The 15,618-nt window shown below is 49.2% G+C and carries 14 protein-coding genes; 1 reads left to right on the top strand and 13 read right to left on the bottom strand.

Features of this window, described 5'->3' with window-relative positions; all coding sequences use genetic code 11:
- The first annotated feature begins 263 nt into the window (after positions 1 to 263).
- Complete coding sequence (locus AAB523_00765; GenBank protein MEK7555801.1) at positions 264 to 674, top strand: HIT family protein; 411 nt, start codon at positions 264 to 266, stop codon at positions 672 to 674.
- 65 nt (positions 675 to 739) lie between these two features.
- Here the strand turns inward: AAB523_00765 and AAB523_00760 are convergent, their stop codons facing one another.
- The 13 genes from AAB523_00760 to AAB523_00700 form a co-directional block, all read right to left on the bottom strand.
- Entirely contained in the window at positions 740 to 1,918 is a 1,179-nt protein-coding gene (locus tag AAB523_00760; GenBank protein MEK7555800.1) for a phosphoglycerate kinase, read from the bottom strand.
- A gap of 11 nt (positions 1,919 to 1,929) precedes the next feature.
- Entirely contained in the window at positions 1,930 to 2,697 is a 768-nt protein-coding gene (gene tpiA, locus AAB523_00755; protein ID MEK7555799.1) for a triose-phosphate isomerase, read from the bottom strand.
- Between the two features lie 129 nt (positions 2,698 to 2,826).
- Positions 2,827 to 4,122: a hypothetical protein gene (locus AAB523_00750; protein MEK7555798.1), complete on the bottom strand. Its 1,296-nt coding sequence runs from the start codon at positions 4,120 to 4,122 to the stop codon at positions 2,827 to 2,829.
- A 13-nt stretch (positions 4,123 to 4,135) separates the two neighbouring features.
- Positions 4,136 to 4,678 (bottom strand): hypothetical protein, encoded by a 543-nt coding sequence (locus AAB523_00745; GenBank protein ID MEK7555797.1) that lies wholly within the window; start codon positions 4,676 to 4,678, stop codon positions 4,136 to 4,138.
- Position 4,679: 1 nt separating this feature from the next.
- Entirely contained in the window at positions 4,680 to 5,153 is a 474-nt protein-coding gene (locus AAB523_00740; protein MEK7555796.1) for a type II secretion system protein, read from the bottom strand.
- Between the two features lie 9 nt (positions 5,154 to 5,162).
- Positions 5,163 to 5,636 carry a GspH/FimT family pseudopilin gene (locus AAB523_00735; GenBank protein ID MEK7555795.1) on the bottom strand — a complete coding sequence of 158 codons (474 nt, stop codon included), beginning with the start codon at positions 5,634 to 5,636 and terminating at the stop codon, positions 5,163 to 5,165.
- Between the two features lie 3 nt (positions 5,637 to 5,639).
- Positions 5,640 to 6,854 carry a type II secretion system F family protein gene (locus AAB523_00730; GenBank protein MEK7555794.1) on the bottom strand — a complete coding sequence of 405 codons (1,215 nt, stop codon included), beginning with the start codon at positions 6,852 to 6,854 and terminating at the stop codon, positions 5,640 to 5,642.
- A 14-nt stretch (positions 6,855 to 6,868) separates the two neighbouring features.
- Entirely contained in the window at positions 6,869 to 8,623 is a 1,755-nt protein-coding gene (locus AAB523_00725; protein ID MEK7555793.1) for an ATPase, T2SS/T4P/T4SS family, read from the bottom strand.
- A gap of 126 nt (positions 8,624 to 8,749) precedes the next feature.
- Entirely contained in the window at positions 8,750 to 10,048 is a 1,299-nt protein-coding gene (locus AAB523_00720) for a tail fiber domain-containing protein (GenBank protein ID MEK7555792.1), read from the bottom strand.
- Between the two features lie 109 nt (positions 10,049 to 10,157).
- A complete protein-coding gene (locus tag AAB523_00715; protein MEK7555791.1) occupies positions 10,158 to 10,478 on the bottom strand; it encodes a hypothetical protein in 321 nt (106 codons plus the stop codon).
- A gap of 24 nt (positions 10,479 to 10,502) precedes the next feature.
- Positions 10,503 to 11,546, bottom strand: coding sequence for a hypothetical protein (locus AAB523_00710; GenBank protein ID MEK7555790.1), 1,044 nt, complete (start codon positions 11,544 to 11,546; stop codon positions 10,503 to 10,505).
- Between the two features lie 164 nt (positions 11,547 to 11,710).
- Complete coding sequence (locus AAB523_00705; protein ID MEK7555789.1) at positions 11,711 to 15,181, bottom strand: hypothetical protein; 3,471 nt, start codon at positions 15,179 to 15,181, stop codon at positions 11,711 to 11,713.
- Positions 15,182 to 15,319: 138 nt separating this feature from the next.
- Positions 15,320 to 15,618 (bottom strand): hypothetical protein (locus AAB523_00700; GenBank protein MEK7555788.1); only part of this gene is annotated, 299 nt, incomplete at its 5' end.

Below are 15,618 nucleotides of genomic sequence, written 5' to 3'. Positions count from 1 at the left end.
GTACTTCTTGTTCCCTAATTCACTTCGTTCATAAGGGAACAATGTCGCTCGGACGAAATGTAAAATCAGAATTTTCCATTTCGCTCCTCGCTAGCCGAAATAGGTTCATTTATCTGTTCCTTTATCATATAATAAAAGTATGAATCCCGTTAGAGATCACGACCACTACTTACTTTAAATAATACCCGAAGATATGAAAAATATTTACCAATCGATAATAAACATAGTTCCTGCGGCATGTGTCGTGGCCTATCTCTAACGGGATGAATGAATGCTTATTTTGCAAAATCGTAGCAGGGGAAATTCCCAGCGCAAAAGTATATGAGGATGATCACTTCCTCGCCTTTTTGGATATTACACCTATCCATAAAGGGCATACTCTTCTCATACCGAAGGAACATTTCCGCAATACGCTTGAAGCGCCGGATGAAATGTTGTCGCTCCTTGCTCCTGTTATGAAAAAAGTTGCTCGGGCGGTAAAAAACGCGACGCATGCGGACGGCATCAATATGTATATCAACAACGATAAAGCGGCGGGGCAGGTTATTTTTCACACCCATATCCATCTCATCCCTCGTTTTGAGGATGACGGTCTTCATTTGTGGAGAGGAGCAGAGCTCTATACCGACGGCGAAATGGACACCGTGGCGAAAAAGATAAAGAGAGAGATCTAGCCCTGCGACATTGTTTTCTTAGGAGAGCAGCGACTTAGAAAACAAGAAGTACTCCTGTGGTGCTTTTATGTTTTCCGCTTGTCTCTTTTTTTCTTCAGTGCTTCAATTCCCGGCAATGTGCCTTTTGCCAAGAATTCTATCATAGCGCCTCCGCCGGTTGAGATGAACGTAAATTTTTTCTCAAGCCGCAAACGCATCGCCATATATGCCGTATCACCTCCGCCGAGTATGGATCGCGCATTGCTTTTTGCGATCGTTTTGAGCACGCGGGCCGTTCCTTCGTCATATCCTATTTCATAGTTCCCGAGCGGGCCGTTGAAAAGAACCGATCGTGCTTTTCCGATACGTTCTTCAAGCGCTCTCAGTGTTTTGGGTCCTATGTCTACGATCAGATCGGAGGAGAGAACTTCATCCGTCTCTTTGACCAGACTTTTTCCATTTCTCTCTACCAATACGTCAGAAGGTATGAGAATTTTTTTATGACGCAGGAGCGCGCTCACTCGCCCTTTGAAATTGCCGGTAAACGATCTACCGATCTCATGTCCTTCTGCCTTAAAGAGCACATTAGCCAGAGCACCGCCTACAAACACAGTGTCCGCGATACTCAGGTACTTTTTAATAAGAGGGATTTTTGTCTCAAGTTTCGCACCGCCTACAATGAGCACAAACGGCCGCAATGGACGGAATGTCGCAGATAGATGCTTGAGTTCTTCTTCAAAGAGAAACCCGATATAGCAGGGAAGGAGTTTGGGAACACCGACAATGGAAGCGTGGTGGCGATGCGACGCTGAAAACGCGTCATTGACATATACATCCGCAAGCTCCGCCAAATGTTTCGCATAGACCTTGTTATTTTTCGTTTCGCCGAGATCTCTGCGCACGTTTTCCAACACGATGACTGTTCCATTTTTCATGTTATCAATAATGGTCCGGAGTTTCTCTTTTACTTGTTCGGGTATGAAACCAACTCTTACATAGGTACTGAGATGGCGCGCTACCGGCTCTAGCGTGTCTTTACGGTCTCTTCCGATATGACTTATGATGATGACGCGCGCACCGCATTTTTTTAAGTACTTGATCGTGGGAAGCGATTTTATGATGCGGAAGTCGTCAACAACACGCCCGTTCTTTATCGGAACGTTTAAATCAAGACGCAACAGCACGCGTTTGCCTCTGAGGTCCTTGATATCTTTTATGTGCGGGAGTTCTGGTATGCCGCGTACAATGTGTGGAGGTGTTTTCATAATACTAGTGCTTATGAGCGATCGGCTTCTCTTAATATTTCGGCAAAATGCGCGCCGACGAGACTTGCACGACCCACCAAGAGCCCCTGTACGCCTCCGTGAGCAAGAAACTCGTTTGCATTTTTTTTGTTCACCGACCCGCCGTAGAGGACCGGCATACCCATAGCCATTTTTTTATCGTACATGTCCGCGAGAATTTTCCGTATAAAAAGTGTTGTCTCAAAAGTGCCTTTCGGCGTATCCGCGCTCTTTGCCTCTCTGCCTATCGCCCAGAGCGGCTCGTAGGCGATGATAAGTTTCTCCGCCATCTTCTTCGGCACGCCATTGAGAGCCCGTTCAAGCTCTCCCCGAATAAAATCAAAATAGCGCGCATGTTCATCGCGTTCGCGTTCTCCGACACACAGCACGACATGGAGCCCTTCTTTGAGCGCCGCGAGCGTCTTTTTGTTCACCACTTCGTCAGTTTCGCCTTGCGCTCTTCTCTCCGAGTGTCCGACAATGACATACTTTACCCCAGCTTTGGCAAGCATCGCCGCAGATATTTCCCCCGTGTACGCGCCATTTCTTTCAAAAAAAACATCTTGTGCTCCGATTGCGCAACGATGCCCCGAAACCAGATTTTTTAATTCATTCAAATATATGAAAGGGGGACACACCACGCTCTGTACATTGCGCAAAGTATTCGCCGTTTTTTTGGTGTCGGCAAAAATACGCTTCGCTTCCGTAAGCGAGAGTGGGTTCATCTTCCAGTTGGCAATAACGATTTTTTTGCTATTCATCACTACCATCTTACCATTTAAGCGTTTCTTGTTATAATTGACAAAAGGAATTTCTATTGTGTTTTGGGATATTGCTCCCAAAGAAACGGAAGAAAAAGAAAAAGCGCAGGAGAGCGCTTTTTCCAAAAACTACTGCACCTCTTTCCAGTCGGCTATCGTCCATGACCCGCCGGGGCCCGCCGAAAACAGAAGCGAAGCCAAGCCGGTCTCATAGGTCACTTCCGCAAAGTTAGAAAGATGGACTTTATATCCCGTTACCTCCTTCAAGAGCGCGCTATTTTTTATGTGTATCTCACCATGCGCCGCGTAGAGCAGTAGGTCGCCTTGGGCGCTATTTTCCAGCTCGATCGCTTTTTCAGACCCTCCCTGTTCGGAACTATTGTTCTGGGACACTACCATCACGTAAGAACCACTACCGTTTCCCACAAACGTCGCTGAATTTTGCAGTTCCACCTTGGAACTCGTAGTCCTGTTCGTCGGGTTGTCGGCAATCACCGGCACGCTGACAGTCCCCAGGCTAGGTGAAATACGGACCGTGGCCGTATTTTCTATATTAATGTTCCCAAGAACCCACAGTACGCCTGTAAGTGTGATGGTGGGATTTCCGGTGATATTAACGTCGCAATTGATTTTTACGGGCCCCAAGGTAATGTCGTTTTTAATCTCATACGGGCATGGGAGGTTTTGAATGCCGCCCGCCTCCGCGGCAGCCTCCCATAATCCAATGAGATCATCGGTGATTGGCAAGTCGGCAATCGGCTGATCGGCACTGCCCGGATAGGAGGCGCCACCCACTGTGGTGCCGGAAATGGACTGGTAGTACGCGTCTTTATCAATTTGAGAGTTCGTGATCGTATGGGCATACGCGGAACTTGTGGCATGTATGCTGTTAATGAGCCCCAATGGTCCCGCGGAGATCACATCTCCGCGAATAATATTTGAGTTCGCCCCGATCACCGCACCGCTTGAATAAATGTTGCCGCGCACGCTTGCGTTATTTTCTATCAAGAAGCCGCCGTTTCCCACTTGTACGCCGTAATTGAAAGACGCGCCGGATGAAACGGAGAGGCGCACCTTCACTTTTCGAATGTTGCTTCCGGTGTCGCCCGTTGCAATGATCTCCTTTTCATTACTTCCCACATCAGCGATCGTGGTGGTCGCGCGGGCGCCTAGAAGGGTCAATACTTCCGGGCTTGCAACCTGCATGCCGTTACGCAACCGATAAAAAACATCTTCGGCTGCCGCTTCAGCCAAGAAAAAACTCTGGATGGACCCTGTCGCCTCGCGCGCAAGAGAAATGTCGCGCGCCACCGGAGACGCCAAGCCAAACATGATCGCAAGAGAGATGAAGAGGAAAAACACCACAGACATGAGTACCGCCTGTCCGCCATTTCTGTGTAAAACATTGTTGTTTTTTTTCATCATGGTATATACATTCTTAGTAACTTCCCCGCAGAAGCGCGGTATTGTAGAAACTCCGTGGCGAAGAGGTAGCTACTCGCGTATCACGCAAGGTCATTTCTACTTTGACCGCCTGCACGCTTCCATTGGTAATAAGGCGGAACTTCAAATCTTGTAATTCAATATTTGAAGGCGTAAGCGCACCCGTATCCGCTCCATTCTCTCTCACTCGAAGTCTTCCGTCGCTCACGTAGAACTCAACTGTTTTCGGGAGTCCGGCGCCGTCGCGCGTGTCTAGCGTCAACCGTCCCGGGTTCACATTAAAGGTACTGTTCAAGATCTGCACATTATTTGCCAAGCGAGTTTCCCGGATAACGCGTTCCATGGAAACGAGGGCGGTATTATTGAGATTGCGTTCGGTACGAATTTTTAAAAACGAGCTCGTGGTGATGAGGAGTGAGTTCACGACCACAACGGAAAGAAAAGCAAAAACACCGATATAGATAACCATCTCAAGCAGAGAATACCCTTTCTCTTTTTTTTGCTCGCGGAGTCTTTGTTGGAATATGGTTCTCATCATGTTAAAAAATGTTCACCAAATATGTCGCGGCCGACTCGGTGGTAGTAGCCGACCTTCCGAACCACGATACCGAAACGGTCACCTTCTTCACGTTCGGGTCAAGGGAGCCCGCGCTTGCGATATCGTCATTGCCATCTCGGCGCACGTCTTCCACCACCACGCTCCGCAAGAATGTCCCTCCAATGAATGTTTGTGTGCTTGTGGTCGCCCACGTGCCGCCTGAAAATACCAAATAAATAGGAGAACTTGTTGCGAGACTTCCCACGTTACTCCATCCCGCATCGCGCATGATGCGCGCTGCCTCAAGACCTTCTTCCATCAAAAACCGCGCTTCAATGATACGACCGGTTTCTCTGCTTATGCGAAGAGAATTCTGAAACGTTGAGACCAACCCAAATAACGCAATGGAGATGACGGATGCCCCCACGATGATTTCAACGACTCCGAATCCTTTTTGTTGTCTCTCTCTGTGCATAAACATATTTTATTTAAGAAGCTCTACCGTACCGGTTTGCCCGATCGCGATGGTGCGCGTGCTTGAAGCATTATTCCTTAATGTTAGCACAATTGTGCCAGACTGCGCTGTGGTGCCGACCAACCGATCAAACACAATATCTGTCCCGCCACCACTTAAAGAGATTGTGGAGGCCCGCACAAGGAGAGGCAGAGCGAGTTCTTTGTTGTTGCTGTTTGGTTCGGTAAAAGTTGCTCCTTTAAACAACACGGCTCTGCCCACTTCAAAATGCACTCCGTATTGCGCCGCGTCTTTGGAAGCAATAGTATCCGTGCGCGCTTTATAGAGAAGCGAGATTACTTGCTCTGCCGTGGAGACCAACACCTGACTGTCCCGAAACCGCGCCAAAGGAGAGAACACCACAAGAGAAAGAACCCCGATAACGGCAATCACGATGACCAGTTCCACGACGGTTATTCCTTTCCGGCTTTGAGCGTGCCTCATATGTTAGATATTGTTGAGAAGTGAGTATGTGGGCGAGATCATGGCAATGGCAAAGAAACCGACGACCGCGCCCACCACGATCATGAGGAACGGCTCAATGATCGTGGCCATGTTTTTTGTCGCCTCTTCCACTTCTCCTTCATAAAAATCGGCAATTTCCAAGAGCATCGCGGAGAGTTGCCCCGTCTCCTCCCCGACTTCCATCATCTCACCGACCATGATCGGGTACAAACCTTCCACTTTTATGAAGCTACTGGAGAGTGGGCGCCCTTTCTGGATTCCTTCCTGCGCCTCTGCCACGACTTCTTTGTAGTACGAGTTTTGCAGAACGTCTCGAGTGATGCCGAGCGCCTCAACAATGTCTACTCCCGAAGAGAGGAGCGAGGAGAGCGTGCGCGTCGTGCGTGCGGAATTCGTTTTTTTTACAAGCGTTCCGATTATTGGAATACGGAGAAACGTAAAGTCAAGTCCGCGTTTCCCTTTTTGCGTCCTAAAGAACGCGACGAGTAGGAGAACGAGAGCCGTCAGTCCGAAAAAGATCAGAGCGGTGTGGGCGATGAGCACGTCGCTTACAAAAATAATGGATCGGGTAGAGAGCGGTAACTCCGCGGAGAGTTCCTTAAAGGCGGAGGTGAGCGTGGGAACCACGAATATCATCATGAGCGCTCCCACAATTACCATCGCGATCATAATGATGGCGGGATAGACGAGCGCTCCTTTGATCTTTTTCTGCAAGTTATAACTCTTCTCCATTTGACTGCCGACAAGTTTCAGCGAAGTCGCCAAAGAGCCGGACTCTTCTCCGGCGCGCACCATGGCGACAAAGAGCGATGAAAACGCGCTGGGGTGTTTTTTCATGCTGTCGCCCAAACTGCTTCCTTTTTTTATATCGTCTCCGACGGTACGCAATATTTTTTTAAATTTTTCATTTTTGGTTTGCCGCTCCAGAATATTCATGCCGCGAGAGAGGGAGAGACCCGCATGAACCATGGCGCTTAAATTGCGCGCAAAGATAATTTTATCCTGCATAGTGACACGGCTTAAAAGCGCGTTGATGGAAGCCAGGTTTATGGCAGTATTGCGACCATCCTCCTCGGCAAATATTAAGAGCTTCCCGCTGACCTTCAGCTCTCTGGCAAGATCAAATTTATCTTTCGCTTCAGCGCTGTTTGATATCTTCTCACCGCCTGGGCCTATGGCTTTGTATGTAAAACGCATGATAAGTTTTTATTCTACTCACTAATCACTCTAAACACTTCTTCTATGGTGGTAATCCCTTGGACAGCCAAGAAAATACCATCCTCAAGCATCGTCTTCATGCCTTCTTTTTTTGCCTGATCCTCAATCTCCCCTGCTGTGGCGCCCTTCATGATAAGCCCTTGGACAGCGGGAGATACCTTCAGCACTTCGTGAATACCGATTCTTCCGCTGTAACCGCTCTCACAACTCTCTGATTTTTTTGCCTTATAAAATGGCACCTTCTCCCATGACGCTTTCTGGTCAATGATCTTTTCCTCTTTGAGCTGTGCGAGGAGTTTATCGGTATCTATTTTCTTCGCAAGCGTTTTCTGCTCCGGTTCGCTCAGAAAATATTTCTCACGCGCCTTGCAGAGTTTTCGTACGAGTCGCTGGGCAATAATGACTTTCAGCGTGGAAACAAGGAGGAACGGTTCCATGCCCATATCAAGCAGGCGCGGAATAGCCCCGGCCGCGGAGTTGGTGTGGAGGGTGGAAAGCACTAAGTGTCCCGTCAAAGACGCATTCACGGCCAAAGACGCCGTCTCGCCGTCGCGGATCTCACCCACCATGATGATGTCAGGGTCTTGGCGCACCAACGCGCGCAGCCCATTTGAGAACGACAAGCCGATCTCGGGCTTTACTTGCGTTTGGTTCACCCGAGGCACCTGATACTCAATAGGGTCTTCAATGGTAGAAATATTGACCTTAGGTGTGTTCAATATATCAAGAATGGAGTAGAGCGTCGTTGTCTTTCCGGAACCTGTTGGTCCTGACGCCAAGATCATTCCCGTTGTATGCTTCATGACCTCATGAATGCGTTCCAGCGCTTCGCCATGAAAGCCGAGACTTTCCAACGTAAAACCTGCCGCGGACTCTTTAAGCAAACGCATAACCGTCTTTTCACCAAAGGCTGTCGGCAGTGTGGAAACACGAAACGCCACGTTTTCTCCATCACTGTCTATTTTGAACCGGCCATCCTGCGGTAAACGTTTTTCATCAAGTTTAAGGTTTGAAAGTACCTTAATACGGGCAGTGATGCCGGAGGCAACGTTCTTTGGCAACACCATGGCATCATGTAAAATACCATCTATCCGATACCGTATCATCAATTCACGCTCTTGCGGCTCTATGTGAATGTCGGAAGCGTTTTGCACGATCGCGTGCTTGAGCAGGGTGTCAACGATGGTAACGACCGGCAGGTCTTCAGCGAGTTTTTTCAACTCCTTCTCCGAAGCCTCTTCTCCTTGTTCGCTCTCCGGTGCTGCCCCGAGCGCGCTTGCTTCTTTTTGAATGATATCCCCAAACTCCGCCTTCAGGCTTTTCTGGTACTGCAGAAGCGCGTTCTTAATGGATTCTTGGTCGGTCAGACGCGGGAGGATCTTCAGTCCCACTTTCTTTTTTACAAAATCAATGGCGGCAAGATCATCGGTATCAAGCATCGCAACTTCCAAAGAATCATCTGTTTTTTTGAACGCGATGATGTTGTGTCTTCGCGCGATCGGCTCGGGAATAAGCGCTAAGGTGGAAAAATCTATCTTATGGTCTTTGAAATTAATGAACGGAATTCCCAGCACGTATGCTTCCATGCGCCGCAGGTCATCCTCGGAGATATGGCCGTCGCCCAAAAGCACCTGCTTGAGCGAAATATTCTTTTCCCGCGCGTCTTCCTCGGCGCGAGAAAGGTCGGTCTCCGACAAAAGACCGGAATCCACAATAAATTTTTTTAATTGATCTGTTTCAACGCGCACAGTGGTACTATTAACTTAATTGAACAACACTTCTTATGTTCATTATACCAAACTAATCAAAAGAAAGGGGATATATGTGTGTAAAAAACAACACCGTTTCAAACGGTGTTGTTTTTTACTTTGTGATTATCGCGACTTTAATGTTTCTACTTCTTGCTTCAGTGTTTCAATTTGCGTTTGCTGTTCTTTCACGGCTTCTATCAAGAGTGGGACAAGCTTGGTGTAATCAACGCGCTTGTAGCCGTCAGCGCCTTCCGACACCGCTTCCGGCAACACTTTCTCCACATCTTGGGCGATCACGCCAACTTCGCGGGGAACACCCTGTGCTTTATCCTTCATGTTGTAATATACACCATTGATCTGCTCAAGTTTTGGCAACGCGCCGGTAATAGCAATGATGTTTTCTTTCAGTCGTTCGTCGGAAATATCATAAATACCGCCCCAGTAGGCAATGTCGCCTCCCACCTCCAGATTATAACCCGGGTTGGTGGTATTGATGCCGACATAGCCGTTATTGCGCGTAAGTGTCATCACTGCCGTCGGCGACGCAGAGGCGTTGTAGCGGTCAAAATAAAGATTGTTGTCGTTTGCGTTATAGCGAGTGCCCATACCATAAATTGAATCTTCCATGAACTTGACTCCGTTCTCAAAGCCGTTTTCGGTCCAGAGCGTCAAGTATCGGTCAGCCGCAGTGCCATCCTGTCCCACTTCCACATTACCGTCGTAGTAAATCCCCGAACCGCTGGAAGTCCACTGGCCTCCACCGCCTCCGCCCGCGCATGAACCTCCACAAGTAATATCGCCGGTCGCGTAGATGTCGCCGACGACACGGAGCGCCTCCGCCGGTGTTGTATTTATGTCTGTGTTAATGCCCACCCTGCCAAGACGATGTACGGTAAGTATTGGTTGATATCCTTCACAGGTGCCCACGCCATAGCCGCTCGGGCACGGATCATCACCCACGCCAACACTGAAATGGTTGTTAGCATATGGATCTCGGTCCGAATCGAAACGGATCATCATGTCGTGAGCGCTTTCCCAGTTAAATACCGGGTAGGGATCAGACGGATAGTAAGGACTCTGTATTGTCCCCAGCCAATTCCACTGAGGGTTGAACATAATTCTTGGAAACAAAAAAGGAGACTCGCCATTGTTGGGATCATCAAGAGAGATGTCTCCATTCACATGGAGCTTAGCTTGAGGGTTTTCTATGCCAATACCCACATCCCCACTAAAGTAACCTCCACCCGTCGTGCCGAAAAAACTCGCCCAGATGCCGCCTGTTTTTGTCTGACTCGTCGCACCCACGTTGATCGGCGCTTCTGGGTTGTTTGCCGTTGGCGCAGACACAGGCGGGGCCCACGCGGCAGAGGCGAAACTCACCCCGGCACCGACAAGTGCGGTCAAAACAAATATTTTTACCATATTTGTGGCATTGGATCGCGTTATTTTTCTGGTTGCAGATAATTTCATCTTTTTGGTCGCAATGACTATTGTTATATGTTACTAATAAATACTCTCTCTTTGGTCCTCATCAATATTTTATCCTTTCCCCTTCATCAGACCTCTCGTGTGTTGTGGGGGAATTATTGAAATTCGTTTCTATTTTCTTCTTTTTCTCTTCCAAAGAAGCATTGACCGATAGAGCAGCACCGCCACTGACTGATTCTTCAATTTGGCGTTTTTCTTCACCTGAAAGATTGGTTTTTGTTGTAGCACCGCTTATTTGTTCATTCGTGCCATTTTCTTCGTTCCCGAAAAACAGCCCGATGGACGAAACAACGCCGATCACCAAGAGAAGAGCTCCTACGATGTACGCGCTCTTTATTAAATTATGTTCATTTTCTTTTTCCATGATAATTATTTTAGGTTCTAAGTATTAAAATTCTTCAAATTTTGTTTCAAGCACTTTGGCGCCCAATATGACATCAAGCAGTCGGTTTAATGTCGGCGTCCCTCCCGAGCCCTTAACCGCAACAGTGTAATTACCCTCCGTGAGCACTCTTGTGATATCAACATATAAGGTTGAGGTCGCATAATTCCCCCCGCCGAGGTATTCCAATGTTGAATCAGAGAAGGTAAATGTCATGCCGAGAGTCGCCGGGTCAACGAGCTGGTTGTTGGGATCCTTCACACTATCAATAGAGAGTGTGATGGTGTCCGTGAATGCCCCTATGGGTGTTGCCGATATGGTTGTCTTGCTGGAAACTTCCGGCTTGTCCGCGACAAAGGTGATATTCAGATTATTTGACCTTGCGAGCGAGAAAGAGGTGCTCACGCAATCCGATGGGCAGGAAAGGCTGTCCTCGCCGATACCCGGTTCACAGAGGGCATTTGCACTGCAAACCGGCTGGTTGATATTGACCTCACTCCCCGCATATCCGTTAAACTTGAGCCATCCAACAACAGCGTCTCCCCATGCATATCCCTCAAATATCTTATTTTGCGGGTCATTTTGATTCAAAACGATCTCAATCCCGTATGTGGGCCCATTCAAACTGATCCAGCCGTCCCACCCGTCGGTGCGGTCGCCAGCCGTACAATTACCATTCGCCGAACCCGCGCACACTCGCGCCCAACCATACATAGTACCCACTACCGGATCAACCCACGCCTTGCAAGTGCCCGAGGGACATCCCGCGAGTTCGCTCTCATTAAAGCTTATCCAGCCGATATTATTATTCCACGCGTATCCCGAAAGAGTGCCGTTTGAAGCAAGATCAACACCGTAATCCACCGCACCGCAGGTGCTCTCATTCTCGCAACTCATGCTCACCCAGCCGACATTGGCGCTCCACGCGTACCCACCCATGCTATGCGGCGCGGCCGCTCTCACCTCTTTGTTTTTCGTGCCGTCAATAAATACGCCGGCAACTAATACGAGCAAAAGACCCAGAACAAAAAAAGAAGCTTTCTTCACCATATATACATTCATTGTACTGGAAAAACGTATGCCATAAAAATAAAAGTGTGGATAACTATCTGTTTCCAAAAAATATATCCGTGATAGCCGCGTCAGCCAAAAATCCTGCGTCACAAAAAAGTCCCGCAAAAGCGGGACTTTTTTGTATTGTCGCGGAGCGCTGTTTAAAACTCTTTGAAATTGGGGTCAATGACCGTCACTCCCATAGTGATGTCTACCGACCTCGTGATGCCTCCGCCGGAGGCTAGAACCGTAATCGTGTAGTTGCGTTGCTCTGTGTTTCCCGGCGCAGTGACGGTGAAGAGCGAGCCGATAGAGTATCCGCCTGTGTCCAAGGTTTTAGGCGTGAAGTTGTAGACGGCTCCCGGGAGTGCGGGTTGTATATTGGAAACAGAGAACGTAACCGGTTGAGAGAATGAGAGTCGGCGGTCTACCGTGAGCGTGGTGGCGCTAGACTTTGCAGGTTTTCCTTTGACCACGGTCACTTTGAGGTTCCCGGTGTTGTTCAAGAAGAATGTGGGCTGTACCTGCACGCGGACCTGTTGAGAGACGGAACCATAGGAACCGGAACATTCCAGACCGTAGGTGGTGGTGCTGATGAGATCGCCCGTCCACTCTTCTCCCGAGGTGTCTTTCCCTCCACCCCAGCCACCGGAAGCAGAGCAGGAATTGACGTTTTGAGAATCCCACCGGAGCGTGGTGCCCGAGTCGTAGGCAACCGAGTCGGAATCCGCCCAGAAGTTAAGGAGGGGGTTTCGTGACGCGTCAATGGTGATCGTCGTGGAGCGAGTCAGCGAGTCGCCGCTGTTGTTCTCGCAGGTGAGCGAGTAGGTGGTGTCGGAGTTGAGGGAAGCCGTGTCTTCTTGATCGTTCGTTCCCTTACCGCCGGACCACGGACCGCCATTGGCATAACAAGAGTCGGCATTTTGGGTGCTCCAGTAGAGCGTAGAGCTCTGGCCTTGCGCGATGATGTCCGGATCGGCATAGAAATTGATATTGAGACCGGAGCCTGGGGTGTAGTCGCATGAACCGTCGTCTATGGTTGCGCTCGGATTGTAGTTACTTGCGCCAGAGTCGGTACAGCCGTACATATCGGTTCCCACTTGGATAAAGACGGAGTCGGTGAGTGTGCCGCCTTGGTTGTCGTCGCAGGTAATGCGGAATGTGGTGTCATTGGAGAGAGCGCCCGTCCATTCATCACCCGAGGTGTCTTTCCCTCCATCCCAACCTCCGGAGGCGGAGCAGTTGGATGCGTCTCGAGAACTCCAGCGAAGCGTGGTACCGTCACCGGTCGTCACGGAATAGTTGTCTGCCCAGAGGGAGACGTATGCTCCGTCAGCCGGAGGAGGCTCGGAGCCGACGGTGATGTACGCCGAGGATTGGGCGGAGGCGCTTCCTCCGTTGCTACAGGAATTGGAACAAGAGAGAGAGAATGAGCGCGAGTTGGTTAAAGAGCCTGTACCTCGCGATCCGGAAGTACCGACACCCTCACCGTCCAGAGTGCAGGAGGTGGCGTTTGTGGCGCTCCACGAGAGTGTCGCTTCTCCTCCATAATCAACATAATCGGGATTTACAGAAAAGGAGATGTCAGGTGGCGCGCAGTAACCGGGATCGGGAGGAGGGGGTGGGGGCGGAGGAGGGGGTGGTGGAGGTACACCGCCCGCTACCGTGAATTGAACGTCAATACTTGCTTCAGCACTTGTCCACTCAGGGGGCCACGGCGGAACCGGAAATGGCACATCTTGATATTTTACACAACCATAGGGAACATTCACTCCCAGCACTTTTTTGTAACATATGCCCGGATAGGGTACCGATATGTAGTGCTGAACCAATTCATATTTTTTTGTCAGCGCGTAAAATCTGATGGCATAGGTGCCGGGTGTTGTCGGGGCATTAAAGACCGCTGAACCCGTGGAGGTTATATTACCGAAAGTTATCCTCTCCTTATTAATAAGCACCGCGCTGGGAGCATTTGGCCATGTATTGGAAACACAGGGTGGCGTAAACTTACCGCCACACCCAGGAGGACCTGACACCCCCACTCCGGTTGCGGTAAGATATAGATCCCCGTAAAACACGACTAAAGGATCCCATCCGGCCGCCTTTGCGAAGCCGTCCACGCTCACCGTATTGCTACCGGAATCGTAATTAGCGCTTACTATATAATACGAACTGCCCGCATCCAGTGTCTCCGCTTTGGTATTGCCGGGCATCACGCTAAAGACCGCGACTGCGACCATAAAGAAAAGGAACGATTTCATAAGCGAGGCGGTTTCATTTTTTTTCATTTTTTCATACACGATAATGATAAGAGCGAGGAGAGTGAGCGCGATAACGATGCCGAATGCAATCGTATTGGAAGAAAAGGGCTGGGTACTCGGGCTTTTACCTTCCAAGACAACCCGCTTCTGGTCTAGGGTATTTCCCTGGTCATCGCTCAAGGTGACCGTAATGACCGGCTGTGGACAGTCGGTAATAATGAGAGGTTCGTAGGTGAAAAAACCGCCTTTGTTGTTTTTCCCCTCATTCTGCCCCTTGAGAGGGTTAATGGGAGCGATACAATCCGCGCCACTTCGCATGTCAGTCATAGAGATATCGGTGTACACCGCCTCAATCGGTGTCCCACCCTTGCGCGAGCCGGAGAAAGAGTCTGCCGATGGAGTCCACGAAAGGGATATTTCCGCCACATCGTTCTTTGCATACTGGCTTTTCTGTGTAGAAACACTCTGGATGGTGGCGGATACACCGTGAATAAAGTAGCGAAGTTGCGCCGTGTTGGACAACACGGTGTTTTGGTCGTTTACCAAGGCCATGGTGATATTGTACGCTTGCGGTTTTGTTGCTTCAGGAAGCTTCCATGCCACGGCAACTGTTTTGCCGGGCGCTATAGTGAAAGCGGTGTTGTCCGGCTGTTTGAGAAGTATGAAACGACCGAAGATACTGCGATAAAATGTCTTGAAATACGGAGTGATGGTGGCTGCCTTCTTGAGCGAGCTCGTGACCTTACAGTGAACCGTCAAATCTTCACGGGGCAGTATGTCAACACCTTTGATTGGGTCATAGGTGATGTTTTTTTCACCCGAAACGGAAAGATAGCATTCTGAAATATTCAGGTACTCCCCTGTACCGCGGAGTTCCATACTCCCTGCTGATGCGACAGTAAGGATTACACCGTTTGTGTTGGCGAGAGTGATCAGCACTTCATACGTGCCGTTCAAATAGGTAGGAACAAAATAGACAATGTCTTTTTTGACCGTTTGATCCTCTCCAAGAGACCATACTTCGTTGCCTACATACTGTTCAACAGAAACATATCCCCCTTCCTTCTTTTCAAGAAGTTCTATCTGATATTTCACCTCCGGCTGGGTGCCCTCTCCATTTGCAACGTCAAAGGAAATGTTTATTTTGGATTCCGCTTGAGGCATGACACGCGCATTGGAAATAGAAACCTGTGATTCCACAAGTTCTCGTGTCGTAGTTGCGGCGCTTGTCTGTGCGGTGATTGGAGCCACCTCCGCCGTGGGTTTTTCCGAAACGATGACCGGGTCGGCGTTTTGCGCAAAGACTGGAACAACGAAACTGCCGAGTGTGAGAAAAAGTGCTATCAAAAGAGAAGTACGAATATAATGCATGGCGTTATTTGGGCGTATAAAAAATGAATAAAGAAAAAGCAAGAAAAATTAACTCTTCGCATATTCATTATATCAAGAGAGAAGCTGACATTATATTCCCCATGTGGATAACATCCGCAAACACCCGCGCATGAGTACTTACCTGTTTAAAATGCCAAACAATATCTGGCGCATAATGACGGCGCGCGTTTCCTGAAAGTTCTTTTGACGCTCTGCTATGTCCCCCGAAAGGAACGCGTTGAGGTCCATGCCTGTGTCTCCGAACATGCTCCTATTGATGTGCGAGAGCGTGATGGCGCGCAGGTCGCGGTCGCCTGTGGAGCCCTCATCAGAGCTTGTCACGACAATTCCAATAAGTTTGCCGGTAGCCATGCTGAAAACTCCGCCGCCGGAAGATCCTTTTTGCGCGACAACACTCCCTCCCGTGGATAAGAGAT

The organism is Patescibacteria group bacterium (assembly GCA_038063375.1).
Lineage (GTDB): Bacteria > Patescibacteriota > Minisyncoccia > Phycocordibacterales > JANLHH01 > JANLHH01.
Note: the sequence above shows the minus strand (reverse complement) of the source record. Positions and strands in the feature narration are given on the sequence as shown.

What these genes read in the sequence shown, in the direction of transcription:
- AAB523_00765 (MEK7555801.1), top strand. Translation starts at nt 264, where the DNA reads ATGAATGAATGCTTATTTTGCAAAATCGTAGCAGGGGAAATTCCCAGC.
- AAB523_00760 (MEK7555800.1), bottom strand. Translation starts at nt 1,918, where the DNA reads ATGAAAACACCTCCACACATTGTACGCGGCATACCAGAACTCCCGCAC.
- tpiA (MEK7555799.1), bottom strand. Translation starts at nt 2,697, where the DNA reads ATGAATAGCAAAAAAATCGTTATTGCCAACTGGAAGATGAACCCACTC.
- AAB523_00750 (MEK7555798.1), bottom strand. Translation starts at nt 4,122, where the DNA reads ATGATGAAAAAAAACAACAATGTTTTACACAGAAATGGCGGACAGGCG.
- AAB523_00745 (MEK7555797.1), bottom strand. Translation starts at nt 4,678, where the DNA reads ATGATGAGAACCATATTCCAACAAAGACTCCGCGAGCAAAAAAAAGAG.
- AAB523_00740 (MEK7555796.1), bottom strand. Translation starts at nt 5,153, where the DNA reads ATGCACAGAGAGAGACAACAAAAAGGATTCGGAGTCGTTGAAATCATC.
- AAB523_00735 (MEK7555795.1), bottom strand. Translation starts at nt 5,636, where the DNA reads ATGAGGCACGCTCAAAGCCGGAAAGGAATAACCGTCGTGGAACTGGTC.
- AAB523_00730 (MEK7555794.1), bottom strand. Translation starts at nt 6,854, where the DNA reads ATGCGTTTTACATACAAAGCCATAGGCCCAGGCGGTGAGAAGATATCA.
- AAB523_00720 (MEK7555792.1), bottom strand. Translation starts at nt 10,048, where the DNA reads ATGGTAAAAATATTTGTTTTGACCGCACTTGTCGGTGCCGGGGTGAGT.
- AAB523_00715 (MEK7555791.1), bottom strand. Translation starts at nt 10,478, where the DNA reads ATGGAAAAAGAAAATGAACATAATTTAATAAAGAGCGCGTACATCGTA.
- AAB523_00710 (MEK7555790.1), bottom strand. Translation starts at nt 11,546, where the DNA reads ATGGTGAAGAAAGCTTCTTTTTTTGTTCTGGGTCTTTTGCTCGTATTA.
- AAB523_00705 (MEK7555789.1), bottom strand. Translation starts at nt 15,181, where the DNA reads ATGCATTATATTCGTACTTCTCTTTTGATAGCACTTTTTCTCACACTC.